At 66.5% G+C, this 24,819-nt stretch carries 16 protein-coding genes; 14 read left to right on the forward strand and 2 right to left on the reverse strand.

Features of this window, described 5'->3' with window-relative positions; genetic code table 11:
- The first annotated feature begins 156 nt into the window (after window positions 1-156).
- The 8 genes from xylF (at window position 157) to KT882_RS26475 (ending at window position 12,785) form a co-directional block, all read left to right on the forward strand.
- Window positions 157-1,119, forward strand: coding sequence for a D-xylose ABC transporter substrate-binding protein (xylF, locus tag KT882_RS26440; protein ID WP_371869390.1), 963 nt, complete (start codon window positions 157-159; stop codon window positions 1,117-1,119).
- 16 nt (window positions 1,120-1,135) lie between these two features.
- Entirely contained in the window at window positions 1,136-2,659 is a 1,524-nt protein-coding gene (gene xylG, locus KT882_RS26445) for a D-xylose ABC transporter ATP-binding protein (protein ID WP_161074617.1), read from the forward strand.
- Window positions 2,660-2,779: 120 nt separating this feature from the next.
- Entirely contained in the window at window positions 2,780-3,913 is a 1,134-nt protein-coding gene (locus tag KT882_RS26450; RefSeq protein ID WP_161074105.1) for a sugar ABC transporter permease, read from the forward strand.
- A gap of 30 nt (window positions 3,914-3,943) precedes the next feature.
- Window positions 3,944-6,331 (forward strand): glycoside hydrolase family 3 N-terminal domain-containing protein, encoded by a 2,388-nt coding sequence (locus tag KT882_RS26455; protein WP_161074104.1) that lies wholly within the window; start codon window positions 3,944-3,946, stop codon window positions 6,329-6,331.
- Window positions 6,332-6,425: 94 nt separating this feature from the next.
- Entirely contained in the window at window positions 6,426-7,853 is a 1,428-nt protein-coding gene (locus KT882_RS26460; RefSeq protein ID WP_228893715.1) for a hypothetical protein, read from the forward strand.
- 138 nt (window positions 7,854-7,991) lie between these two features.
- A complete protein-coding gene (locus KT882_RS26465) occupies window positions 7,992-8,732 on the forward strand; it encodes a substrate-binding periplasmic protein (protein WP_161074102.1) in 741 nt (246 codons plus the stop codon).
- An 89-nt stretch (window positions 8,733-8,821) separates the two neighbouring features.
- Window positions 8,822-9,964, forward strand: a complete 1,143-nt coding sequence (locus KT882_RS26470) for a branched-chain amino acid ABC transporter substrate-binding protein (protein ID WP_161074101.1) — start codon at window positions 8,822-8,824, stop codon at window positions 9,962-9,964.
- 97 nt (window positions 9,965-10,061) lie between these two features.
- Entirely contained in the window at window positions 10,062-12,785 is a 2,724-nt protein-coding gene (locus KT882_RS26475; RefSeq protein WP_228893716.1) for a TonB-dependent receptor, read from the forward strand.
- A 57-nt stretch (window positions 12,786-12,842) separates the two neighbouring features.
- On the opposite strand, the gene KT882_RS26480 is transcribed toward KT882_RS26475, so the two are convergent.
- Window positions 12,843-14,201, reverse strand: coding sequence for a Gfo/Idh/MocA family protein (locus tag KT882_RS26480; RefSeq protein ID WP_161074099.1), 1,359 nt, complete (start codon window positions 14,199-14,201; stop codon window positions 12,843-12,845).
- A gap of 19 nt (window positions 14,202-14,220) precedes the next feature.
- A complete protein-coding gene (locus KT882_RS26485) occupies window positions 14,221-17,256 on the reverse strand; it encodes a TonB-dependent receptor (protein ID WP_228893717.1) in 3,036 nt (1,011 codons plus the stop codon).
- 322 nt (window positions 17,257-17,578) lie between these two features.
- Between KT882_RS26485 and KT882_RS26490 the strand changes: the two genes are divergently transcribed.
- From KT882_RS26490 to KT882_RS26515, 6 genes are read left to right on the forward strand one after another with little or no spacing between them, the layout of a single operon-like run.
- Window positions 17,579-18,748 (forward strand): SIS domain-containing protein, encoded by a 1,170-nt coding sequence (locus KT882_RS26490; protein ID WP_161074097.1) that lies wholly within the window; start codon window positions 17,579-17,581, stop codon window positions 18,746-18,748.
- On the forward strand, window positions 18,735-19,721 hold the full coding sequence (locus tag KT882_RS26495) for an ROK family protein (RefSeq protein WP_228893718.1): 987 nt from the start codon (window positions 18,735-18,737) through the stop codon (window positions 19,719-19,721). The genes KT882_RS26490 and KT882_RS26495 overlap by 14 nt, the downstream gene beginning before the upstream one ends.
- A gap of 5 nt (window positions 19,722-19,726) precedes the next feature.
- On the forward strand, window positions 19,727-21,067 hold the full coding sequence (locus tag KT882_RS26500) for a D-tagatose-bisphosphate aldolase, class II, non-catalytic subunit (RefSeq protein WP_228893719.1): 1,341 nt from the start codon (window positions 19,727-19,729) through the stop codon (window positions 21,065-21,067).
- A gap of 34 nt (window positions 21,068-21,101) precedes the next feature.
- Complete coding sequence (locus KT882_RS26505; RefSeq protein ID WP_161074095.1) at window positions 21,102-21,869, forward strand: DeoR family transcriptional regulator; 768 nt, start codon at window positions 21,102-21,104, stop codon at window positions 21,867-21,869.
- 3 nt (window positions 21,870-21,872) lie between these two features.
- Window positions 21,873-22,970, forward strand: coding sequence for an N-acetylglucosamine-6-phosphate deacetylase (locus tag KT882_RS26510; protein ID WP_161074094.1), 1,098 nt, complete (start codon window positions 21,873-21,875; stop codon window positions 22,968-22,970).
- A gap of 14 nt (window positions 22,971-22,984) precedes the next feature.
- Window positions 22,985-24,817, forward strand: coding sequence for an MFS transporter (locus tag KT882_RS26515; RefSeq protein WP_228893720.1), 1,833 nt, complete (start codon window positions 22,985-22,987; stop codon window positions 24,815-24,817).
- Window positions 24,818-24,819 lie beyond the last annotated feature (2 nt).

Below are 24,819 nucleotides of genomic sequence, written 5' to 3' on the forward strand. Positions count from 1 at the left end.
CTACGCAGCACGGATGTACCGATGTGGCAAATTAAACGTAGGGCGGGTTAGCGGGCATCGCCCGCGTAACCCGCCAAGACGCATAAAAAAATATACCTTAGGAGACCAATGATGAACACCAAACTGAAAGCACTAGCGGCAATTGCGGGCGCAGTCATGGCCCTGTCCAGCTGCTTCGCGCACGCCGACGCCAAGAATCCGAAAATCGGCTTCTCGATCGACGATCTGCGCGTGGAGCGCTGGACCCGCGACCGCGACTTCTTCAACGCCGAAGCCGAAAAGCTGGGCGCCAAGGTGTTCGTCCAGTCCGCCGACGCCAGCGAGCAGCGCCAGATCGCCCAGATCGAGAACCTGATCTCGCGCGGCGTGGACGTGCTGGTCATCGTCCCCTACAACGCCACGGTGCTGAACAACGCCATCCGCGAAGCGAAGAAGGCGAAGATCAAGGTGCTCTCCTACGACCGCCTGATACTCAACGCCGATATCGACGCCTACATCTCCTTCGACAACGCCAAGGTCGGCGAGCTGCAGGCGCAGGGCGTGGTAGCGCTGAAACCGAAGGGCAACTACTACCTGCTGGGCGGCGCCCCCACCGACAACAACGCCAAGATGCTGCGCGAAGGCCAGATGAAGGTGCTGCAGCCGCTGGTGGACAAGGGCGACATCAAAATCGTCGGCAAGCAGTGGGTGAAGGACTGGAGCGCGGCCGAAGCGATGACCATCGTGGAAAACGCGCTGACCGCCAACGGCAACAAGATCGACGCCATCGTGGCCTCCAACGACGGCACCGCCGGCGGCGCCATCCAGGCGCTGACGGCGCAGAAACTGGGCGGCAAGGTGCCGGTGTCCGGCCAGGACGCCGACCTGGCGGCCGTCAAGCGCGTGATCGCCGGCACGCAAGCGATGACGGTGTACAAGCCGCTCAAGCTGATCGCGGCCGAAGCGGCCAAGCTGGCCGTGCAGCTGGTGCGCAACGAGAAGCCCGCCTACAACTCGAGCTATGAAAACGGCATGAAGAAGGTGGACACGCTGCTGCTCAAGCCCATTCCGCTGACCAAGGCCAACGTCAACCTGCTGGTGGAAGACGGCTTCTACACCAAGGCCCAGCTGTCCAACTGACAGGCGGCGACCCGGCATGGCTGAATATCTTCTGGAGATGAGGGGCATCGTCAAGCAGTTCGACGGTGTGCGCGCGTTAAACGGTATTGACATCAAGATGAAGGCCGGTGAGTGCATCGGCCTGTGCGGCGAAAACGGCGCCGGCAAGTCCACGCTGATGAAGGTGCTGTCCGGGGTCTACCCGCACGGCACCTGGGACGGCGAAATCCTGTGGAAGGGCGAGCCGCTGCGCGCCCAGTCCATCCGCGACACAGAGGACGCGGGCATCGTCATCATCCACCAGGAGCTGATGCTGGTGCCCGAACTGTCCGTGGCGGAGAATATCTTCCTCGGCAACGAGATCACCCTGCCCGGCGGGCGCATGGACTACGCGGCCATGAACCGCCGCGCCGCCGAGATCCTGACCTGGCTGAACATCCACGACGTGAACGTGGTGGAGCCGGTGAAGAAGTACGGCGGCGGCCACCAGCAGCTGATCGAGATCGCCAAGGCGCTCAACAAGCGCGCGCAGCTGCTGATACTGGATGAACCCTCGTCCTCGCTGACGGCGTCCGAAATCGAAGTGCTGCTCAATATCATCCGCCGGCTCAAGGCGGAGGGCGTCACCTGCGTCTACATCTCGCACAAGCTCGACGAAGTGGAAGCGATCTGCGACACCATCGTGGTGATACGCGACGGCCAGCACATCGCCACCACGCCGATGAGCGACATGAATGTGGACCGCATCATTGCGCAGATGGTGGGGCGCGAAATGAACCAGCTCTACCCGCAGCGCGCGCATGCGCCGGGCGAAGTGGTGTTCGAGGCGCGCAATATCAGCTGCTACGACGCGGACAACCCGGCGCGCAAGCGCGTGGACAACATCTCCTTCTCGCTGCGCAAGGGCGAGATTCTCGGCATTGCGGGGCTGGTGGGCGCGGGCCGCACGGAACTGGTGTCGGCCATCTTCGGCGCCTACCCCGGCGCGCACGAAGGCGAAGTGTGGCTGGATGGGCGCAAGCTGGACACCGGCACGCCGCAGAAAGCCATCAAGGCCGGCCTGGCCATGGTGCCGGAAGACCGCAAGCAGCACGGCATCGTGCCGGACCTGAGCGTGGGGCAGAACATCACCCTGTCCGTGCTGGGCCAGTACGCGCGTGCCACGCGCATCGACCAGGAAGCGGAGCTGAAGACCATCAAGGCGGAAATCGCCAGCGTCAAGCTGAAGACCGCCAGCCCCTTCCTGCCCATCACCGGCCTCTCCGGCGGCAACCAGCAGAAGGCCGTGCTGTCCAAGATGCTGCTCACCAAGCCGAAGATACTGATACTGGACGAGCCCACGCGCGGCGTGGACGTGGGCGCCAAGTTCGAGATCTACCAGCTCATGTTCGACCTCGCTGCGCAAGGCATGTCCATCATCATGGTCTCGTCCGAACTGGCCGAAGTGCTGGGCATCTCCGACCGCGTGCTGGTGATAGGCGAAGGCCAGCTGCGCGGCAACTTCGACAACGATAACCTGAGCCAGGAAACGGTGCTGGCCGCAGCGCTGGACCAGGCGTAACGGACATGGCGGGTTACGCGCTCGCGCGCTAACCCGCCCTACGCAACCTGAACATGTAGGGCGGGTTAGCGCAAAGCGCGTAACCCGCCAAGCGCCGCCAGGAAAAAAAAAGAGACCACCATGAACATCAAAAAACTATTCACGCAGTACAAGATGCTGGCCCTGCTGATCGCCATCGCGCTGATCTGGGGCTTCTTCAGCATGAAGACCGACGGCGGCTTCATCTCGCCCCGCAACCTGTCCAACCTGATGCGCCAGATGGCCATTACTGGCATCGTCGCCTGCGGCATGTCGCTGGTGATCATCGCCGGCGAAATCGACCTCTCGGTCGGCTCCCTGCTCGGTCTGCTGGGCGGCGTGGCCGCCGTGCTGGACGTGACGCACCACTTGCCGCTGCCCCTCAACCTGCTGCTGGTGCTGGCCTTCGGCCTGCTGGTCGGCCTGTTCAACGGCTACCTCACGGCCTACCTGAGCATCCCCTCCTTCATCGTGGGCCTGGGCGGCATGCTGGCCTATCGCGGCATTGTGCTGGGCGTAACCGGCGGCACCACCGTGGCGCCGGTGTCGGACGACCTGGTCTACCTGGGCCAGGGCTATCTGCCGCCGCAGCTGGGCATATTGCTCGGCCTCGCGCTGTTCGCCATCGCCGTGGCGCTCACCTGGCAGCAGCGCCGCAGCCGCGCCGGGCACGGCATGGACACCGCGCCGCTGTGGCGCGATGGCGTGAAAGTGGCCGCCATCGGCGCCATCGTGGCCGCTTTCGTGGTCACGCTGAATTCTTACGAAGGGATCCCGCTGCCGGTGCTGCTGCTGCTCGCGCTGCTGGGCATCTTCACCTACATGACCACGCAGACAGTGTTCGGCCGCCGCATCTACGCCGTGGGCAGCAATATGGAGGCGACACGCCTGTCCGGCATCAACGTCAAGTCCATCAAGCTCTGGATCTTCGGCATCATGGGCCTGATGTGCGCGCTGGCCGGCGTGATCAACACGGCGCGCCTGGCGGCGGGCTCGCCTTCGGCCGGCACCTCGGGCGAACTGGATGCGATCGCGGCCTGCTTCATCGGCGGCACCTCCATGCGCGGCGGCTCCGGCACCGTGTACGGCGCGCTGATTGGCGCGCTGGTGATGGCCAGCCTCGATAACGGCATGTCCATGCTGGACGTGGACACCTACTGGCAGATGATCGTCAAAGGCTTCATCCTCACGCTGGCCGTGTGGATAGACGTCAGCACGCGCTCGGCCAAGCGTTAAAACTAAAAAACCATAACGGAGACAAAGGCAATGAGCAAAAACCGCAGGCAATTCCTGTCCACCGCAGGAGGCCTGGCGGGTCTGGCCGCCCTTCCCGCGCCCATGGCCTTCGCCGCAGCAGTACCGCCGTACAAAAACCCCGCCGCGCCGGTGGCCAAGCGCGTGCAAGACCTGCTGTCCCGCATGACGCTGGAAGAGAAAATCGAGCAGATGCAGTGCATCTGGCAGGACAAGAAAAACATCGAGGACGGCCAGGGCAATTTCTCCCCCGAGCAGGCCAGCCGCAACTACCCGAACGGCATCGGCATGCTGGGCCGTCCCTCGGATCGCGTGGGCCAGGCCAAGAAGGCCGTGGCTGCGGGCGACGACGGCCGCCGCATCAACCGCAACGCGCTGGAGACGGCCACCTATGTGAACGCCGCGCAGAAATGGGCGATGGAGCAGACCCGCCTCGGCATCCCCATGTTCACGCACGAGGAAGCGCTGCACGGCTACGCAGCGCGCGATGCCACCAGCTTCCCGCAGTCGATTGCGCTGGCTTCTTCTTTTGATCCGGACATGGTGCGCAAGGTGTTCTCCGTGGCGGCGCGCGAGATGCGCGCGCGCGGCGCCAACTTCGCGCTGGCGCCGGTGGTGGACGTGGCGCGCGAACCGCGCTGGGGCCGCATCGAGGAAACCTACGGCGAAGACCCGCACCTGTGCGGCGAAATGGGCAAGGCCGCCGTGCTGGGCTTCCAGGGCGAGGGCAAGCAGCTGGCCAGGGACAAGGTCTACACCACGCTCAAGCACATGACGGGCCACGGCCAGCCGGAAAGCGGCACCAATATCGGCCCGGCCGAAATCACCGAGCGCACGCTGCGCGAGGAATTCTTCCCGCCGTTTGAAAAGCTGGTGAAGGAAACCAATGTGGCGGCCATCATGCCGTCGTATAACGAGATCGGCGGCGTGCCCTCGCACGCCAACCGCTGGCTGCTGAACCAGGTGGCGCGCGTGGAATGGGGCTTCAAGGGCGTGATGGTGTCCGACTACCTGGGCATCAAGGAACTCATCACCCGCCACAAGCTGGCCGCCACGCCCAAGGAAGCGGCGCTGCGCGCCATCAAGGCCGGCGTGGACATCGAAACGCCTGACGGTTTCGGATACAAGGAACTGGCCGCGCTGGTGAAGGAGAAGCACGTGTCGGTGGCGGAAATCGACGCCATCGTGGCCCGTATCCTGGAACTGAAGTTCCAGGCCGGCCTGTTTGAAAACCCGTATGCGGACGTGAAAGCGGCCGACAGCCTGACCGCCACGCCGGACGCGGTGGCGCTGGCGCGCGAGACGGCCTGCCGCTCGGCCGTGCTGCTGAAGAACGACAAGGGCGTGCTGCCGCTGGACCCGAAGAAAGTGGGCAAGCTGCTGCTGCTCGGCACCCACGCCAAGGACACGCCCATCGGCGGCTACTCGGATGTGCCGCGCCACGTGGCCTCCATCTACGAGGGCCTGAAGGCGGAGAGCGAGAAGCACGGCTTCGAACTGGCCTACGCCGAGGCCGTGCGCATCACCGAAAGCCGCGTGTGGGGCGCGGACGAGATCGTGTTCACGCCCAGGGAAAAGAACGCGCGCCTGATCGCCGAAGCGCTGGAAGCGGCCAAGACGGCCGACACCATCGTGATGGTCCTGGGCGACAACGAGCAGACCAGCCGCGAGGCCTGGGCCGACACCCACCTGGGCGACCGCGAAACGCTGGACATGCTGGGCCAGCAGAACGAACTGGCGCAAGCCATCTTCGACCTGGGCAAGCCCACCGTGGTGTTCCTGCTGAACGGCCGCCCGCTGTCGGTCAACCTGCTGGCCGAGCGCGCGCCGGCGCTGATCGAGGGCTGGTACCTGGGCCAGGAAACCGGCCACGCTGCGGCCGACCTGCTGTTCGGCCGCGCCAATCCGGGCGGCAAGCTGCCGGTGTCGATCGCGCGCAGCGTGGGCCAGCTGCCCATCTTTTACAACCACAAGCCATCCGCGCGGCGCGGCTATATCGACGGCTCCACCAAGCCGCTGTATCCCTTCGGCTTTGGCCTCAGCTACACCACCTTTGCGATCTCCGAGCCGCGCTTGTCCAGGGCAAGCATCCGCGCGGGCGAGTCCACCCAGGTCTCGGTCGAGGTGCGCAACACCGGCGCCGTGCAGGGCGACGAAGTGGTGCAGATCTACATCCGCGACGACGTGAGTTCCGTCACGCGGCCGGTGCTGGAGCTGAAGGCCTTCAAGCGCGTGACGCTGGCGCCGGGCGAGGCGAAAACGCTGAGCTTCGACATCAAGCCGTCCGACCTGTGGTTCTTCAATATGGACATGAAGCGCGTGGTCGAGCCGGGATCGTTCACCATTCACGCGGGACCGAACAGCGTGGAGTTGAAGTCCGTGAAACTGATGGTGAGCTGAAGCAAGCCGCCCTTGTGTTCGCCAGCCCACAGACGGCGGCGGCGCAAGGGCGCATCCTCGCGGGACTGTCCCTGACATCCCGCAAGGTGAAGCCATGCTGCCCCCCATTTCCAACGCGGACAATACCGCCGCCACTTCCCCCGTCCTGCCCATCAGTTCCGCGCCTGAAGCCAGCGCGGCGGAAGCCGTCGCGGCGAATGTTCAGCCCCTGGCTGCCACCGTCGAGTTTTCCGACCTGGGGCAATTCCTGTCGACAGTGGCGCTGTCGCGCCGGCAATTGCTTGAGCTGCAAGGCGCGCGTGACGAAGCATTGCCCGGCGAGGCGCAACTGGCGCTGCTCAACGACGCGGCCGAGGCGATACGGCAGGCCTTCAACCAGTTGCCGCCGGTTTCCAGCAGCCTGACGCCCTTGCTGAAAGATGAAAACGGCGCCTCCACGCTGGCCCAACGCCTGGCGGACAGCCTGCGGCAGCAAGGCGCGGCAGCGCGCCCCACTACGCCTTTCAGCGCCACGACACTGGCATCCATCGGCGTGACGCTGGATCCGCTGGCGCCCGAGTCCATCAGCGAATCGCTGAACGTGAACAAACAGGTGCTGGAGGCAGCCTTCCAGCTGGACCGTGACGGCACCCTGAAGCTGCTGACGCAGACGAACGAGCAGTTCAACACGGTGGGTACCACGCTGGCGCGCCAGATTACGGCGGCGGCGCAGGCGGCCCAGCAAGCGGCGCAGGCCACGCAGAGCGCGCAAGCTGCGCTGGCCACTTCGGCGTCGGCAGCGCTCCAGGCGGAAACCGCCTTCTCCCAGCTCCAGATCAACGATCAGGCTTTGCGGGACGCCATCAGCGTCAGCGCTCCAGCACTCACGCCGGCCGAGCAGTTGCGCCAGCAGCAGCTTGAGGTGGCGCGGCGGGTAATCGGCGAGCAGGCCGGCAACGTCCTGCCGGAGACCCAGGCCGATCGCCTTGCCGCCAACCGCGCTGCCGAGGCGCGCCAACTGGCCAGCACCCGCGAGCAGGACCAGGCCGCCAGCGCACTGGCAGACCGTATGGAAGACGAACGGCTGGCGGCGCAGCGCCAGGATGCAGCGACCGCCCGCGCCATCCTCGCGGACCGGCTTGATACACAGCGCGTCCCGGCTCAGGAGCAGCCAGCCCAGTCGGAGGAGATTGACGCAATCCAGGCTGCGGAGGAACGCGCCGCCGACCTCCGTTCCGCGCAAGCCGCCGCCGAGCAACGCGCGGTGGAGCAACGCGCAGACGCCGCGCGCACTGCCGAGGCCCGGCGCCTTGCCGCCGCGCGCGAAGCCAGCGGCAACCCTGTCCCGAATGCCGCCGATCCCGCCCTCGCCGCAGCCATCGCAGCATACAATTCCGCCAACATCGCAGCCGCCGCCGGGGCCCGCGCGCCCATACCTGCACCAGCCGCCGACAATGTCGGCCGCGCCGCGCCAGTGACGGCAGTCACTCCTGTACAGCCAGCCGACAGCGGTGGCGGCGACACCACAAGGACCACGCGCTGACCAGCCACTGCGCGCCGCAAAGCTGCACCTGCCCGCCGATTTCTGCAATAATCAGCCGTCGACGGAACACACGAGCGTCCCTGCATGGCGAATTTCAGCAAGCGTAATTTTCTGCTAACTGGCGCACTTGCTTGCATCATGCCAGCCAGGATGGCGGTGGCAGACCCCGCCGGGCGGCCGCCGCCGCAGACGGTGACGCTGCTGCTGGGCGACACGCTGGACCTGGCCGGCCGGCAGCAGCCCCTCAAGCCATGGCGCCGCAAGCTGTTCAGCTACCTCGAGCAGGAACTGAACATCAGCTTCGAGATCAAGGCCTATCCCTGGCCGCGCGCCGAGCGCCACGCGCGCGACGGCGACGGCCTGATCTTCGCCCTGCCCAAGAGCGCCGACCGCCTGCGCGAACTGCGCTATTCCGACGCGGCCTCCAGCAACACGCTATGGCTGGTGACGCGCAGCGACGCCACCTTCCCCTTCCGCAGCATGGCCGACCTGCGCGGCAAAACCGTAGGCGCGGTGCGTGGCTACAGCTACAGCGACGAATTCGAAATCGCCCGCAACAACAAGCTGTTCAAGGTGGACGAGGACATCGCCTCGCGCGCCACGCGCCTCCAGCGCCTGCTGCTGAAACGGGTGGACGCGCTGCTGCTCTACCAGCCCTCCGGCGAAAGCCCGGCCGACATCGAGGCGGCGCTGGCGCAGTTCATCCAGCCCTACCTGAAGGAACTGGCGCTGCCGCCCGGCGTGCGCCTGGCCGTGCTGCCCAAGCCTGTGCAGGTGGAAAACGGCATGCATTTCGCCATCGCCCGCAGCCGCGACGACGGCCTGATCGACCGCATCAACACCGCCCTGGCGCGCCAGCGCAGGCTCGCGCAGCGCTGAAACTGCACTAACACCGCGCCAAGTTTCAGTTGCCCTGCCCTGCCCACTTGGCGATAATGCACGCGCATATCGACCCACAAGGAGACACAATGAATTTGCAACTGACCACGGGCGCACTGGCCCTGCTGGGCGCCATCAGCGCCATCGGCACCATGAGCACCGCAGCGGCGCAAGACGCCATCGTCAAAATCGGCCACAGCGGCCCGCTGTCCGGCCCGCAGGCCTTTTCCGGCAAGGACAATGAAAACGGCGCCCGCCTGGCGGTGGAGGAGCTGAATGCCAAGCCCATCACCGTGGCCGGCAAGAAGATCAAGTTCGAGCTGCAGTCCGAGGACGACCAGGGCGACCCGAAAGCGGGCGTGCAGGTGGCGCAGAAATTCATCGACAGCGGCGTGAAATACGTGGTCGGCCCCTATAACTCCGGCGTGGCCATCCCCGCCTCGCGCGCCTACAACGACGCCGGCGTGATCTTCTCCACCGTGGCCACCAATCCGAAAATCACGCAGCAGGGCTACAAGGGCCTGTACCGCGTGAACGCCAGCGACACCCAGCTGGGCTCGAAAATGGCCATGTACGCCGCGCAGGAACTGAAGTTCAAGACCGTGGCCGTGATCGACGACCGCACCGCCTTCGGCCAGGGCGTGGCAGAAGAATTCAAGAAGCAGGCCAAGGCCTCCGGCATGACCGTAGCCGGCCACGAGTTCACCACCGACAAGGCCTTCGACTTCACCGCCATCCTGACCAAGCTGAAACCGAAGAAAGTGGACGCCATTTTCTTCGGCGGCTACGCGCCGCAGGGCGCCCCGATGGCGCGCCAGATGAAACAGCTGGGCATCACCGCCAAGCTGCTGGGCGGCGACACCATCTGCACCGCCGAAATGGGCAAACTGGGCGGCGACGCCGTGGCCGACAACGTGCTGTGCTCGCAGGGCGGCGCCATCCTGGACAAGGCCGCCAGCGGCCCGCAGTTCAAGGCCGCGTTCAAGAAGCGCTACAACCGCGACGCCGACGTCTACGCCGCCTCCTACTACGACGCCACCATGATGTACGCGCAGGCCATGCAGAAAGCGAATTCGCTCGACCCGGCCAAGGTGGGCGCGGTGATCTCGTCCGGTTCCTACAAGGGCGTGGCCGGCACCTATGCCTTCGACGCCAAGGGCGACATGAAGGAATCGCCGGTCACCATCTTCACCTTCAAGAACGGCCAGCCCACGCCGATCAGCAGCTACTGACCCGCATTTCAGCAACACCCGGCCTCCCGGCCGGGCTGCTTTACTTGTGTATTAAGACGATCTAGCCAACAATGGCAAAAATACATGGGGAGAGCAGATGAACACCAGGCTGAAAACCACCGCCCGCGCGGTCCGTGCAACCTTGCTGGCCGGCGCGGCGATCGCCGCCGCCGGCGCAGCCTGGCCCGCGCTGGCGCAGCAAGCGCCCATGGCCACGGTGGAAATCACCGGCTCGGCCATCAAGCGCTTGGAAGCGGAAACCTCGCTGCCGGTGCAGATCATTACGCGCGCCGAGATTGAAAAAGCCGGCGTCACCACCGCCGCCGAACTGATGACGCGCATCGCCGCCAACAGCGGCGGGCTGACCGACGGCGCCAGCATCAACGTGGGCGGCGACCAGCGCGGCTTCAACAGCGCCAACCTGCGCGGCATCGGCACCTCGTCCACCCTGGTGCTGCTGAACGGCCGCCGCATGGCCAATTTCGCCTCGCCCGGCGACGACAGCGGCGTGGACCTGAACAACATCCCCGCCGCCGCGCTGCAGCGCGTGGAAGTGCTGCTGGACGGCGCCTCCTCGCTGTACGGCACCGACGCCATCGGCGGCGTGATCAACTTCATCACCCGCAAGGACTTCCAGGGCCTGGAACTGAACGCCTACGTGCTCGGCACGCGCGAAGGCGGCGCCGGCAAGCGCACCGCCAGCATCGCCGCCGGCACCGGCGACATTGCGCGCGACGGCTACAACGTCTTCGCGGTGCTGGACTACCAGCGCACCAACTCGCTGAGCACCTCGCAGCGCAGCTTTATCCCGGAACTGCAGATCGAGCAGCGCCTGGGCCATTTGCTGTCCAGCTTCACCAGCCCTGCCAATATCCGCCTGACCTCCGCCCAGCGCGACCATCTGCAGGACATCGGCTTCAAGATCAACGGCAAGCCCATTACCAACCGCCAGATCAACCTGTCGGTGCCGGGCTGCGCGCCGCCCGCCAACGTCTACCTGCCGGCCGGCACTGGCGGCGTGGACGCCTGCACCTATAACTACATGGGCGACACCGAGCTGTTTCCCAAGTCCGAAAAAGCCAGTGTGCTGAGCCGGGGCGTGCTGCGCCTGGACGGCGGCCACCAGCTCTACGCGGAAGCGTCGCTGAGCCGCGCCAAGACGCACTACGTGGGCTCGTCCGCGCGCGTGACCGGCTATATCGACTACCGCAAGGTGCCGCAGCTGGCCAACACCGGCCTGGATCAGCTGGACGACGACATTCCCGGCGAGCTGGAAGTGCGCATGCGCCTGAACGAAGCCGGCCGCCGCACCAGCGAACTGACCAGCGACGGCGTGCGCTTCGTGGCCGGCGTTACCGGCGTGCTGGGCGGCTGGGACTACGACGTGGCGCTGAACCACAGCGTGAACACCGTGAAGGACAAGGACACGCACGGCTATGTGCTCTACAACGAGCTGCTGGAAGGCATAGCGGACGGCCGCATCAACCCCTTCGGGCCTTCCAGCCCGGCGGGCGTGGCGCTGCTCAACAGCATCCAGGTGAACGACGACGTGCGCCATGCGCGCGGCACCATGGACTCGGTGGACTTCAAGTTCTCGCGCGCGCTGATGCCCATGGCCGGCGGCGACCTGGCGCTGGCCATAGGCGGCGAGGCGCGGCGCGAACGCACCGACTTCACGCCCTCGGCCCTGCTCCTGAGCGACAACATCAACAACGACGCGGCGCCCGAAGGCGGCAAGCCCACCAGCGACAAGCGCAATATCGCCGGCGTGTACGGCGAACTGCTGATGCCGTTCGCCAAACAGTGGGAAGCCCAGCTCTCCGGCCGCTACGACCACTACCAGGTGGTGGGCGGGGCGGCCAGTCCCAAGGCCGGCGTGAGCTACCGCCCCACCTCCGAACTGCTGCTGCGCGCCTCGGCCGGACGCGGCTTCCGCGCGCCGTCCATGACGGACCTGTTCCGTCCCACCGTCTACAGCCAGACCGCCACGCTGCCCGACCCGGCCTACTGCGCCACAGTCGACAACAACTATTCCGACTGCGCGGACAACTGGGACACGCGCCGCTACAGCAACACCAAGCTGAAGCCCGAGCGCAGCCGCCAGCTCTCGCTGGGCGCCGCCTTCGCGCCCAGCCGCAACTTGAATCTGACGCTGGACTACTGGAACATCAAGCGCACGGATTTGATCAGCGAAATCGGCGACGACGTCATTCTCGGCAACCTGGAAAAGTACGGCAAGCTGGTGCACCGCGACGAGGACGGCCTGATCGACTATATCGAACTGCGCAAGGAGAACCGCGGCGCGCAGCTGGCCAAGGGGCTGGATCTGGCCATCAACCTGAGCGGCGTGAACACGGCGGTGGGCCGCTTCGGCGGGCGCCTGAACGGCACGTATGTGCTGACCTCCAAAATCCAGAACAGCCCGGGCGACGCCTATGTGAGCAATCTGAACAAGTTCGTGACCGACAGCGTGGTGCAGCGCTGGCGGCACACGGTGTCGTTCGACTGGGACCAGGGTCCGCTGTCGGCCAGCCTGTCCAACACCTTCTACAGCGGGTATGACGACCAGAACTCGGCCATCAATATCGACGACGGCAGCGTGGTGGCGGCCAACAAGGTGAAGGCGTATTCGCTGTGGGATATGTCGGCGGCGTATGCGGCGACGTCTTCGCTCAAGCTGCGCGTGGGCGTGCAGAACATGTTCGACAAGAGCCCGCCGTACTCCAACCAGGCCTACTTCTTCATCTCGGGCTACGACCCAAGCTACACCGACCCGCGCGGCCGGCGCTTCTACGCCAACGCGAGCTACGCCTTCCGCTGACGGTTTGGCGGGTTACGGACTGCGTCCTAACCCGCCCTACGCAATCGCCATCCGTCCTTACAGAGCGAAGATTGGCTTGCGCGTGCGCCACTGGCCGTTGGTAAAGTCCGGGAAGTCCAGCGTCTGGAAGTTTTGCGCGATGGACTGCTCGGACAGCGGCGTGATGGCGCTCCACGTCACCGCGTCGTAGATATCGATCGGCATCGGCGCCTCGGCCTTCAGCGCCTCGATGAAGGCGTGGATAACGAAGAAGTCCATGCCGCCGTGGCCCGCGCCTTCCGCGCGCGATGCGTATTTGCGCCACAGCGGATGGTCGTACTTGTCCTGGTAGGCCTGGAAGTCCTCCCACTGGTGCGGCTTGCTCTTGCCCTCGATATGGATGGAGTGGTTCACATCCATCCACAGCCCGTCCGTGCCCTGCACGCGGAAGCCCAGCGAGTAAGGGCGCGGCAGCGAAGTGTCGTGCTGCAGCAAAATGGTTTCGCCGTTCTCGCAGGCCAGCGTGGTGGTGACCACGTCGCCCAGCCTGAATTCCGTCTTCGCGCTCGGATGCTGCGCGCCGCCCGGCTGCTTGGTGATGTAGTCGTGCAGGCCGCGCGCCTTGGTGGCGAAGGCGTTGATGCGCGTGAAGCGGTTGCCCCGGTTGATATTGGTGTACATGGCGCAGGGGCCGATGCCGTGGCTGGGATACAGCTCGCCGTTGCGGCGCACCGAGTGCTCCGTGCGCCAGCGCGCCTCGGACCAGCCCTTGGCGCCGAATTCCAGGCCGCTGCCGTAAGGCTTGGCCGGATCGCCGTTGTTGAACTTCACGGCCCGCAGGTCGTGCTGGTAGCCGCCCTGCAGGTGCACCAGTTCGCCGAACAGGCCGGAACGCACCATCTGCAGCACCGCCATCACGTCGCGGCGGAAGCACACGTTCTCCAGCAGCATATAAGGCGTGCCGGACTTGAGCTGCGCGTTGAGCACGTCCCAGTGGTCCTGCAGCGTGACGCCGGCCACCACTTCGCAGCCAACCGGCACCTTGGCCTGCATGGCCTCGATGGACATCTGCGCGTGCCATTCCCACGGCGTGGCGATGATGACGGCGTCGAGCTTGCCGCCCTTGACCTTGGCGCCGTCCAGCAGGCGGCGGTAGGCGTGCTTGTCGCCGTCCTCGCCGAAGGTGGCGGGACGCGGCTTGCCGAATTTCTCCACCTGCGCCAGCGCCTTGCCCAGCATGATGGGTTCGATGTCGCACAGCGCGGCCACTTCCACGTCGTCGCGGCGCAGCAGTTCCTGCAGCAGCACCTGGCCGCGCATGCCGGTGCCTATCATGCCGACGCGCACGCGTTCACGGCTCGCGCCGAAAGCGCTTGGCGCCAGCAGCGCACTGCCCAGCAGCGCTGCGCCGGCGGTCAGGAAGTCTCGTCGTTTCATTTGATTCATGCTGTTCCTCTTAGAATGCGTATTCCGCGGTAAGGCGCACCGAGCGCGGTGCCGTGCGGCCGGTCACTTGCAGGTAGTTGCGCGCGATGGCGCCGCCGTCTTCACGGGTTTCGTTATAGCGGGTGATGCTCTGGCGGTCAAACACATTGAACACGTCGGCCTTCAGGCTCAGGCCCTTGGCAAAGCGTGGCAGGTAGACCATGTTCAGATCCAGCGTGGCCTGCCACGGCAGCCGGCCCTGGGTGCCGCGCGGCGTGGGCTTGCCGTTGCAGTAGAAGTAGGCCGCTCCGTAGTCGTGGTCGAAGCGCAGCGCGTCCGGCAGCTCTCCTATGCAATTGCGGGGCGCGCCCGACAGCAGCGTCAGATTGGCGCCCACGTTCAACTCAGGCAGCGCCTGCACGAAACCGTAGGCCTTGACGGCGTGGCGATGGTCGCCCGGCAGGTAGCCGTAGGCGTTGTACATCAGCTCCTTGTGGTCGTCGCTGACGGTCAGGCCCACGTCGCCGCCGCCATTGGTGTCGGTCTGGCCTTCCATATTGCCCTTCAGCCTGGACAGCGTGTAGGTCACTTTGCCGTACCAGCCGCTGCTGAGCGGATGCTCCAGCGACAGGTGCAGCGCGCGGTAGCTGCGGTCCGGCCTCGGATTGCCCCAGTCCGCTGCCGTGATGTCCACCCGGCGCAGCCCCTTGCCGTCGGCGAAGTCTATCATCAGGTTGCCGTCGCGGCCGGGGTTGATGATGGCGCACTGGAAGCCGCCCCAGTGCGAGGTGTCCACCTTGTTGCGCGCGGCCCAGGCGTCGATGGGACGCTGGTCGCAGGTATCGTCGTTGGTGTCGTTCAGGCGGCGGTACTGAACGCTGGCGCCGGCCACCCACTGCTGGCTGAAGGCACGCTCAAAGCCCATGGTGATTTCGTCCTGCGACAGCGGCTTGAGGCCGATGGCCGTGACTTCGCGCGCATCGCGGCTCTGGCCGTAGGCGTTGTTGGCCGAATACGGCTTGCTGATGGCGTGCAGGCCGGTAGGCGCCCCGGTGGCCTGGTCCACGCCGGTGTAGGTGAAGAATTCGCTGGTGGACGTGAACGGCGCGGCCATATTCGACGACAGGTTGGACGGCACCGGCAAGTGGTAGCGGCCCGCGTTCAGCGAGAACTTGAGCGAGCTGTCGCCGTGGTAGTCCCAGGTGGCGCCCAGGCGCGGCGCTATCATGCTGCGCTGGGAGATGAAGGCGTCGCCCGTGCTGGTGTAGTTGGTGAATTGTTCGCGGCGCAGCCCCAGGTCCAGCAGCACCCGGTCGGTCACCTGGTAGTGGTCCTGGATGTATTGCGCCGACTGTTCGCTGGTGGGGCGCGCCAGGTTGCTGTAATAGTCGCGGCTCACGTAGTAGCCCTGCGTGCCGTAGCCACCGCCCTGCGCCGGGGTTTCGAAGGCGCCGTTGATGGCGCGCGTGGGATCGCTGGCTTTGCGGTAGGTCCAGCGGTAGCCGCCGGCCAGCATGAAGCCGACCACGGATTCCACGTCGATGCGGTCGATACCGCCGCGCAGCGAGTGCTTGCCCAGCTTGTATTCCACGTCCAGGCGCTTGGCAGTCTGGCGGTCGCCCGATGCCGGGTCCACCAGGTTGCCGGTAACGGACTGCGGGTTCGGGTAGTTCAGGCCTGGGACCTGCACGGTGGTGCCGCCGGCGGTCTGCGCCAGCTTGGGATCGTAGCCGTTCGGCGTGCGGCCGTGGCTGGTGCGCGATTTGCCGTACAGCGCGGTGACGGTCAGGTCGTCGGTGAGGTAGCCGGTGTATTTGAATATGTCGAGATTGGCGCCCGGTGCAGCCGAGGCGCCGCAGCAGTTGCGCGTGGATTCGCCCGCGTTGCCCGGCACGTTGTCGTGCTGCCCGGTGGCATAGCTGTAGCCGTAGGCGCGGCTGCTGCTGCGGGTGCGGTCGTACAGCTTGGTGTACTCGAAGTGATGGTCCTCGGTCAGGTTGTAATCGAGCTTGGCCAGGTAGCGGTCCACCTTGGATTCGCTGGTGTTCCAGCCGGTGAGCAGCGTTTTGGCGGTGGCGTCGCTGGAGGCCCCTACCGATTCAGAATCGGTCTTGGTGCGCTCCAGCGCGACGAAGGCAAACAGCTTGTTGCGGATCAGCGGACCGCTGCCGTACAGGCCCGCCACCTTGCTGGTGCTGCTGTTGTCGTGATTGCGGAACAGCAGCTTGCCGTCCGTGTCCGGATGGGCGCCGGTGCGGGGATAGTAGGTGTCCTCCGGCGAGCCTTTCAGGCGCCCAGGGACGGTGGCGACTTTGCCGCCGAACTCAAACTTGTTGCCGCCGCTCTTGCTGGTGATGTTGACCACGCCGCCCGTGGAGCGGCCGAACTCCGCGCCGTAGCCGCCGGACAGCACCTGCATATTCGAGATGGCGCCGAAGGGCAGTTCGGACGCGCCCACCTGCGTGAGGATGTTCGTAATCGGGAAGCCGTTCAGATAGAAGGCGTTTTCGGACTGGCCTGAGCCGCCGATCTGCGGCGCGCTTCCGTACTGGCTGTTGGTGCCGCGCGATACGCCGGGCGTGAGCTGCACCACGGCCGCCACGTCGCTGGCCACCGGCAGCGCTTTCAGCTCCTTGGCGGTGAAGACCACGCCGTTATTGGTGTTCGATACGTCGATAGGGTTGCGGCTGGCGCGCACCACCACGGTGGCGGCGTTCTCCACGGCGCCGAAGTTTGCTTCCGCGCCCGAGCCGATCACCGCCTCCACTTCCCGCGACGCCGCCACCGCGCCGCCACGCAGCACGCGGGCGGCATAGCGGCCCGGCGGCATGGAGTTGGCCACGTAGCGGCCGGCCGCGTCGGGAGTCAGCGTGCGCTTGACGCCGGTGTCCAGGTTTTCCAGCACCACGGTGGCGCCGGCGGGAGACGCCACCTCGCCGAAGATGGTGGTGGTGGCGTTGGACTGCGCCCAGGCCGGCGCCGCGCCGCCCACGGCCAGCGCCAGCAATACCGCTGCGGCGCCGTCCTTCAGCTCAAAGCGGTGCATTATGTCTCGTTGTGGATGCATGCTGTTCTCTCCCTTATATGACAGTTGTTGTATCAGCAAATCGAAAGATTTTTCTGTTTCTTGTGAAGCCACTCTAGGAATAAAAACAAACAAGGTCAACAAAAAGAAAGAATAAATGCGAATTTTTATTAAATTATCTTTCGTATTGCGATCTATATTCGCCACAAACTTTCTATTTCGTAGTAAAAGATCCACATCCCGCTGCCTGATGGGCTGAAATATAGTCAAATTGCGCCACAGGAACTTTCTTTTTATCTTTCGAGTTTGACAGAACGAAAATTAAACCTTACCATTTTCATGACTTCAACCTGAAAAACTTTCGATGACTACCCTACTGCAGCGTGCCAGCCAAGACTGGCGTGACATCGGCGGCCTCGATACCGCCGAAGAAATCGTCCACCAGCCAGCCATGTGGCGCGAACTGGCCGCCGGCCTGGCAGCCGAACAGGCGCGCGTGGCGGCCTTCCTCGGCGCCTGCCTGGACGATCCGCGCCAGCGCGTGATCCTCACCGGCGCGGGCAGTTCGGCCTATGCGGGGGAAATCATTGCGGACGAACTGAACGCCGCCTGGCCTGCGCAAGTGCGCGCCGTGGCCACCACCACCCTGCTCACCCACCCCGAGCTGTATCTGGAAGCGGACGCGCCTACGCTGCTGGTCTCCTTCGCCCGCAGCGGCAACAGCCCTGAAAGCACGGCGGCCGTGAGCCTGCTGCGCGACCTGGTGCCGGGCGCGCGCTTCCTCAACATCACCTGCAATGCGGCCGGGCAGCTGGCGCAGCAAGGCGCGAACGACGCCGCCACCTGCAATCTGCTGATGCCCGCCTCCAGCTGCGACCGTGGTTTCGCCATGACCAGCAGCTTCACCTGCATGCTGCTGGCCGCCTTGTCCGTGCTGGGCCGCGAGCCGCAGCTGGACAAGCTGGAGCAATTGGCCGCGCTGGCCGAACAGGCGCTGCAAACATGGGTGGCGCCGCTGGCCGCGCTGGGTGCGCAGCCGGTGTCGCGCGTGGTCTACCTGGGCAGCGGCCCGCTGGAGGCGCTGGCGAAGGAAGCCGCGCTGAAGATACTGGAGCTGACCGGCGGCCGCGTGCTGGCCGTCGCCAACAGCCCGCTCGGCTTCCGCCACGGCCCGAAAGCCATGCTCGACGCGGAGACGCTGGTGGTGCTGTTCCGCAGCGCCAAGCCGCTGGCGCGCAAATACGAACACGACCTGCTTCTTGAGCTGCGCCGCGACCAGGTGGCGGGCCGCTGCCTGACCGTGGGCTTCGGCGTGGACGGGGGCGAGGCCACCGATATCGCCATCGCCGCGCCGGCATCCTCCGCTGCGGCCTTGACCGACGCCTGGCTGGCGCCACTGTGGCTGCTGATGGCGCAGCAGTACGCGCTGCACCAGTCCGCGCTGCTGCAGCTGCGGCCGGACAATCCATTCACCGGCGGCACGGTCAACCGTGTTGTGCAGGGCGTCACCATTTACCGCCATGATGAATTCTGAACCAGCGCACGAGGGCACAGGCATGGGCTTCCACGGCATCGACATCGGCGGCAGCAAGATAGAGCTGGTGGCGTACAAGGATGACGGCGGCCTGGCCGAAGTCCACCGTGAACGCATCGCCACGCCCGGCACCGACTTCGACGCCTTCGTGCAAGCCGTCGTGGCGCTGGTGCAGCGCGGCGATGCGGCGCTGGGCCGGCGCGCGCCCGCAGGCATAGGCCTGCCCGGCATTATCGACAGCGCCACCGGCCGCCAGCTCAGCTCCAATGTGCCCGCGCTGAACGGCCGCCTGGTGGTGTCCGCGCTGCAGGAGGCTTTGCAGCGCCCCGTCGCCATCGGCAACGACTGCCAGTGCTTCGCGCTGTCCGAAGCGCAAGGCGGCGCGGCGCAGGGTCTGCCCAGCATGTTCGGCGCCATTATCGGCACCGGCGCGGGGGGCGGCTACTGCGTGGAAGGCCGCCTGCTGCGCGGGCTGAACGGCATTGCGGGCGAATGGGGCCACTGGCCCGTGCCCGCAGCGCTGCTGATCCAGCACGCCGTGCCCATACTCGACTGCCCATGCGGCCGCAGCGGCTGCATGGAACGCTACGTGTCCGGCCCCGGCATGAGCAAGCTGCATGCACACTTCGGCGGAGCAGGGGACGCTCCGCTGGCCATCGCCGCGCGCGCGCAGGCCGGCGACAAGATCGCCGAGCAGACCCTGGCCGTGCATCTCGACCTGCTGGGCCATGCGCTCGCCACGCTGGTGATTACGCTGGACCCGCACGCCATCGTGCTGGGTGGCGGCCTGTCCCAGCTGGCCCACCTGTACGACCGCCTGCCGGGCGCCATGCGCCGCCACCTGTTCGCCGGCGTGCAGACACCGCCCATCCTGCCGCCGCGCTTCGGCGACGCGGGCGGCGCGCGCGGCGCGGCACTGCTGGCCAGGCAGTTGCTGGAAGACCAGGCACTCAACCAAACAAGGACAGCGTGAGCACCATGACCATACCTGCATCCCCCATCCAGAACGTTGTGGCAGCCCACCGGCGCGGCGAGGCCGCCGGCCTGTACAGCGTGTGCTGCAGCCACCCGCTGGTGCTGCGCGCAGCGATGAAGGTGGCGTCTTCCTACGGCACGCTGCTGCTGGTGGAGGCGACCTCCAACCAGGTGGACCAGTTCGGCGGCTACACCGGCATGACGCCCGCCGTCTTCCACCGCTACGTGATGGAGATGGCGCGCGAAGAAGATTTTCCGCAGGAGATGCTGGTGCTGGGCGGCGACCATCTCGGCCCCAACGCCTGGCAGCACCTGGACGCAAGCACCGCCATGCAGAACGCGGACACGCTGATCGCGGCCTACGCGGCGGCGGGCTTCCACAAGATCCACCTCGATTGCAGCATGCGCTGCGCCGACGACCCGGCAGTGCTCAGCGACGAAACCATCGCCGCGCGCTCGGTGCGCCTGGCCCTGGTGGCGGAAGCGGCCGCCGGACAGGCGGGCCTGCCGCCCCCGGTGTATGTGATCGGCACCGAAGTGCCGATTCCAGGCGGCGAAGCAGAACTCGCCAAGGCCGGCGCCGTCACCTCGCCCGCTGCGGCGGCGCGCACGCTGGAAGTGCACCGCAAAGCCTTCCTGGACGCCGGTCTGAACGCCGCCTGGCGCCGCGTGGTGGCCATGGTGGTGCAGCCCGGCGTGGACTTCGACCATAGCCATATCCAGCACTACGACGCCGCGCAGGCGGCCGAGCTGTCCGCCTTTGTGGCCGGCCAGCCCGGCCTGGTGTTCGAGGCCCACTCCACCGACTACCAGCGCGAAAGCGCGCTGCACGGCATGGTGCGCGACCACTTCGCCATCCTCAAGGTCGGCCCGGCCGCCACCTTCGCTCTGCGCGAGGCCATGCTCTCGCTGTGCCGCATCGAGGAGGAGCTGGTGCCCGCAGGGCAGTGCTCGCGCCTGATGCAGGTGCTGGACGAAGTGATGCTGGCGCAGCCTCGCCACTGGGCCAAGCACTATCCGGGCAGCAGCGCCGAGCAGCGCCTGCTGCGCCGCTACGGCCTGAGCGACCGTTGCCGCTACTACTGGGGCGAAGCGCCGGTGGTGGCCGCCGCCGCAACGCTGTTCGCCAACCTGGACGCGCGCGAGATTCCGCTGTCGCTGCTCAGCCAGCACCTGCCGGAGCAGTACCTGGAAGTGCTGCAAGGGCAGCTGGCCACCAGCGCCGGCGCGCTGGTGCAGCACAAGATCGGCCGCCTGCTGGCGCAATACGCGCGCGCCTGCAACCGCAACGCGGCGGATAACTCGGACTTCGCCGCCACCACCACGGCCGCATCGATCTGTTAAGCTCGACGTTTTTCAAAGTCGACCCAACGCCATCATGCGAAATACCAGCCAACGCCGCGCATCCATCCTGCAAATGCTCACCCAACAAGGCTCCGTCCAGGTGACGCCGCTGGTGGAGCAGTTCGGCGTATCGGCCGTGACCATCCGCAGCGACCTGACGGCGCTCGAGAACCAGGGCGTGGCCACGCGCAGCCACGGCGGCGCCATCCTCACCCGCACGCCGGTGGCCGAGCAAAGCATCCACCAGAAGGACGCGCTGAACCAGCAGCAGAAGGACCGCATCGGCGCGCTGGCCGCCACCCTGGTGCAGCCGGGCGAGAACATCATCATCGACTCCGGCACCACCACCATCTCGCTGGCGCGCCATCTGCGCGAGGCGCAGGAAGTGACCGTGCTGACCAATGGCCTGAACATCGCCTGGGAACTGGCGGACGCGCCGGGTGTGGACCTGATCATGACCGGCGGCCTGCTGCGCAAGCAGTCGCTGTCCATCCAGGGCGCGCAGGCCGAAGCCTGCTTGCAGGCCTACAGCTTCGACAAGCTCTTCCTCGGCGTGGACGGCTTCGACCTGCAGTTCGGCGTGACCACCCACCACGAAGCGGAAGCGAGCCTGAACCAGAAAATGGTGGAGCGCGCGAAAAAAGTCATCGTCCTCACGGACGCCTCCAAGTTTGGGCGCGTCAGCCTGCACCGCATCGTGCAGCTGAACCGCGTCCACACCGTCATCACCGACGCCAGCATCAGCCCGGAATACAGCCAGGGGCTGCGCGAGCTGGGCGTCGAATTACTCATAGCGGAATAGAGCGTGCTACACGGCAGAATACTTACCCCCACCGGTTGGATCACAGGCAGCATAGGCTACGGCCAGCGCATCCAGCAGATACAGGAAGATCCTGCCGCAAGCCATAGCGGCCTGACGATATTGCCCGGCTTCGTGGACCTGCACGTGCACGGCGCCGCCGGCGTCGACATCATGCAGGGCGGCGATGCCGGCGCCACCGTGGCGCGCACGCACGCGCGCCACGGCACCACCTCGCTGCTGGGCACCACCCTCACCGCCAAGGAACCGTCGATACGGCGCGCGCTGGCCGGCCTGGCCGGCGTGATCGCAGAGAGGCCCGCAGGCGGCGCGCGCATGCTGGGCGTGCATCTCGAAGGCCCCTTCCTCAACCTGAACCGCCTGGGCGCGCAGCCCCCGGACGTGATGGTGGCCAGCCTGGAACTGGTGCAAAGCCTGCACGCCGTCGCGCCCATCCGCGTGCTGACGCTGGCGCCGGAAGTGGACGGCCATCTCGCATTGGTCCCGCAGCTGAAGGCCATGGGCATCCGCGTGCAGATCGGCCACAGCGCCGGCAGCTATGAGGACGGCGTGGCCGCGCTTGAAGCGGGCGTGGCGGGCTTTACGCACCTGTTCAACGGCATGACCGGCATGGGCCACTACCAGCCCGGCATGGTGGGCGCCGCGCTGGCGCACGCGGAATATGCCGAAGTGATACCGGACCTGATGCACGTGAGCCCGGGCGCGCTGCAAAGCGCCCTGCGCTGCATTCCCCGCCTGTACGGCGTGACCGACGCCACCAGCGCCACCGGCATGCCGGACGGCGAATACGCGCTCGGCACGCAGCGCGTATTCAAATGCATGGGCTGCGTGCGCCTGGCCACCGGCTCGCTGGCCGGCAGCGTGCTGACCATGGACCAGGCGCTGCGCAACTTCGTCGGCCTGGGACTGGACCTGGCCGACGCATCCAACCGCCTTTCGCTTTACCCGGCCGACTACCTCGGCGAATCCGAACGCGGACGCCTGGCGCCCGGCGCCTGGGCCGACATGGTGGTGCTCAACGCCGAACTGCAGCCGGTCGCCGTCTACGTCGAAGGCGAAGCCATCGACCTTACTTCCAACTAGAACACGGAGCCACCATGTCCAGCATGACCGCCAGCACGCAGCCACACGTCCCCGCCCGCGCCAAGCGCTTCATGCTGTTCATTGCCGGCATGGGGGGCCTGCTGTACGGCATAGACGTGGGCATCATCGCCGGCGCGCTGCCCTACCTGGAATCGACCGCCTCGCTGGCGTGGAAGCTCAGCGCGCAGCAGCTCAGCTTTATCGTGGCGGCGGTGCTGCTGGGCTCCGTGCTGTCCTCGCTGTTCGCCGGCGCGCTGGCGGACCTGATCGGGCGGCGCTGGGCCATGGCCTTGTCCGGCGTGCTGTTCACGCTCAGCATCCCGCTGATCGCGCTGGCCGACGGCTACACGCCGCTGCTGCTCGGCCGCCTACTGCAGGGCGTGAGCGGCGGCTTGATCGGCGTCGTGGTGCCGCTGTACCTGGCCGAATGCCTGCACGCCTCGCAGCGCGGACGCGGCGCGGCCCTGTTCCAGCTGCTGCTCACCATAGGCCTGGTGGCCGCCGCCGTCATCGGCCTGGCGCAGGCGCACGCGGTGGACGGCGTGACCGCCGCCGCGCAGGCGCTGCCCGAAGCCGAGCGCGCCGCCACCGTGTTCGCCGCCAAGGACCACGCCTGGCGCAGCATCTTCTGGATGTGCCTCACGCCCGGCCTGGTGTTCACCGCCGGCGCGCTGTTGCTGGCCGAATCGCCGCGCTGGCTGGCCCGCCGTGGCCGCGCCGAAGCCGCCCTCGCCTCCCTGCTGCGCACCCGCCCCGCCGACGAAGCGCAGGCCGAACTGCAGGACATCCTGCAAGCGCAATCGGCCACGGCCGCCGACAGCAATGCCTCCGCTGCGCCGTCCGGAGCCAGCGACCCGCTGCTCAGCCGCCGCTACATGCTGCCCTTCCTGCTGGCCTGCCTGGTGCTCGCCCTCACGCAAGCGACCGGTATCAACTCCATCCTGGCCTACGTGGTCAACATCCTGGACCAGGCCGGCCTGCCCGGCGCCACCGCCAACATGGCCGACGTGGGTTTGAAAGTGGTGAACGCGGTGATGACCATGGTGGCCGTGGTGCTGGTCGACCGCAAGGGCCGCAAATTCCTGCTCATGCTGGGCAGCGGCGGCATCGTCCTCGCCCTGCTGGCGGCGGGCCTGCTGTTCCGCAGCGCGGAGGCGGACCAGCGCGACGTGCGCCCCGCCGTTGAAGCCCGCATCCAGTCCAACACGCTGGCCCTGCGCCTCGACAGCGCCACCCTGCATGCGCTGGGCGCAGCGGAGACCGGCGGCGCCGCGCAGCAACTTGTGGTTGCCTACGCCTACGGCCCTTTCACCAACGTGCAGACCCGCCGCAGCGACGACGCCGCCCTGCCCGAGCTGCGCATGAGCCGTGAGGACACCGTGCAGCCGGACAGCGTGATCGGCGCCTTCTTCCGCCGCCTGCACCTGAATCCCTTCGCCGATCCGGCCGACGCCGTCAACGCGCCTCTGCGCATAGAAAAAGCCTACCTGGCGCAAGTGCCGCCCGCCGCGCACGGCTGGCAGGTGGCGCTGGCCATCTTCCTGTTCGTGGCCAGCTTCGCCGTCGGCCCCGGCGTGTGCGTGTGGCTGGCGCTGTCCGAGCTGATGCCCACGCGCATACGCTCGAACGGCATGAGCATCGCCCTGCTGATCAACCAGTTTGTATCGACGGTGATAGCGGCCGTGTTCCTGCCGACCGTGGGCCAGCACGGCTACGCCACCATGTTCTTCTACGGCGCCGGCTGCGCGGTGCTGTACTTCCTCACCGCCGCCTTCCTGCTGCCGGAAACCAAAGGGAAAACGCTGGAGGCGATCGAAGCCCACTTCGACCGCAGGCGCGCCGCCTGACC

This window comes from Pseudoduganella aquatica, from assembly GCF_020865585.1.
GTDB classification, from domain to species: domain Bacteria; phylum Pseudomonadota; class Gammaproteobacteria; order Burkholderiales; family Burkholderiaceae_D; genus Rugamonas; species Rugamonas aquatica_A.

What these genes read in the sequence shown, in the direction of transcription:
- xylF (WP_371869390.1), top strand. Translation starts at nt 157, where the DNA reads ATGGCCCTGTCCAGCTGCTTCGCGCACGCCGACGCCAAGAATCCGAAA.
- xylG (WP_161074617.1), top strand. Translation starts at nt 1,136, where the DNA reads ATGGCTGAATATCTTCTGGAGATGAGGGGCATCGTCAAGCAGTTCGAC.
- KT882_RS26450 (WP_161074105.1), top strand. Translation starts at nt 2,780, where the DNA reads ATGAACATCAAAAAACTATTCACGCAGTACAAGATGCTGGCCCTGCTG.
- KT882_RS26455 (WP_161074104.1), top strand. Translation starts at nt 3,944, where the DNA reads ATGAGCAAAAACCGCAGGCAATTCCTGTCCACCGCAGGAGGCCTGGCG.
- KT882_RS26460 (WP_228893715.1), top strand. Translation starts at nt 6,426, where the DNA reads ATGCTGCCCCCCATTTCCAACGCGGACAATACCGCCGCCACTTCCCCC.
- KT882_RS26465 (WP_161074102.1), top strand. Translation starts at nt 7,992, where the DNA reads ATGCCAGCCAGGATGGCGGTGGCAGACCCCGCCGGGCGGCCGCCGCCG.
- KT882_RS26470 (WP_161074101.1), top strand. Translation starts at nt 8,822, where the DNA reads ATGAATTTGCAACTGACCACGGGCGCACTGGCCCTGCTGGGCGCCATC.
- KT882_RS26475 (WP_228893716.1), top strand. Translation starts at nt 10,062, where the DNA reads ATGAACACCAGGCTGAAAACCACCGCCCGCGCGGTCCGTGCAACCTTG.
- KT882_RS26480 (WP_161074099.1), bottom strand. Translation starts at nt 14,201, where the DNA reads ATGAAACGACGAGACTTCCTGACCGCCGGCGCAGCGCTGCTGGGCAGT.
- KT882_RS26485 (WP_228893717.1), bottom strand. Translation starts at nt 17,256, where the DNA reads ATGCATCCACAACGAGACATAATGCACCGCTTTGAGCTGAAGGACGGC.
- KT882_RS26490 (WP_161074097.1), top strand. Translation starts at nt 17,579, where the DNA reads ATGACTACCCTACTGCAGCGTGCCAGCCAAGACTGGCGTGACATCGGC.
- KT882_RS26495 (WP_228893718.1), top strand. Translation starts at nt 18,735, where the DNA reads ATGATGAATTCTGAACCAGCGCACGAGGGCACAGGCATGGGCTTCCAC.
- KT882_RS26500 (WP_228893719.1), top strand. Translation starts at nt 19,727, where the DNA reads ATGACCATACCTGCATCCCCCATCCAGAACGTTGTGGCAGCCCACCGG.
- KT882_RS26505 (WP_161074095.1), top strand. Translation starts at nt 21,102, where the DNA reads ATGCGAAATACCAGCCAACGCCGCGCATCCATCCTGCAAATGCTCACC.
- KT882_RS26515 (WP_228893720.1), top strand. Translation starts at nt 22,985, where the DNA reads ATGTCCAGCATGACCGCCAGCACGCAGCCACACGTCCCCGCCCGCGCC.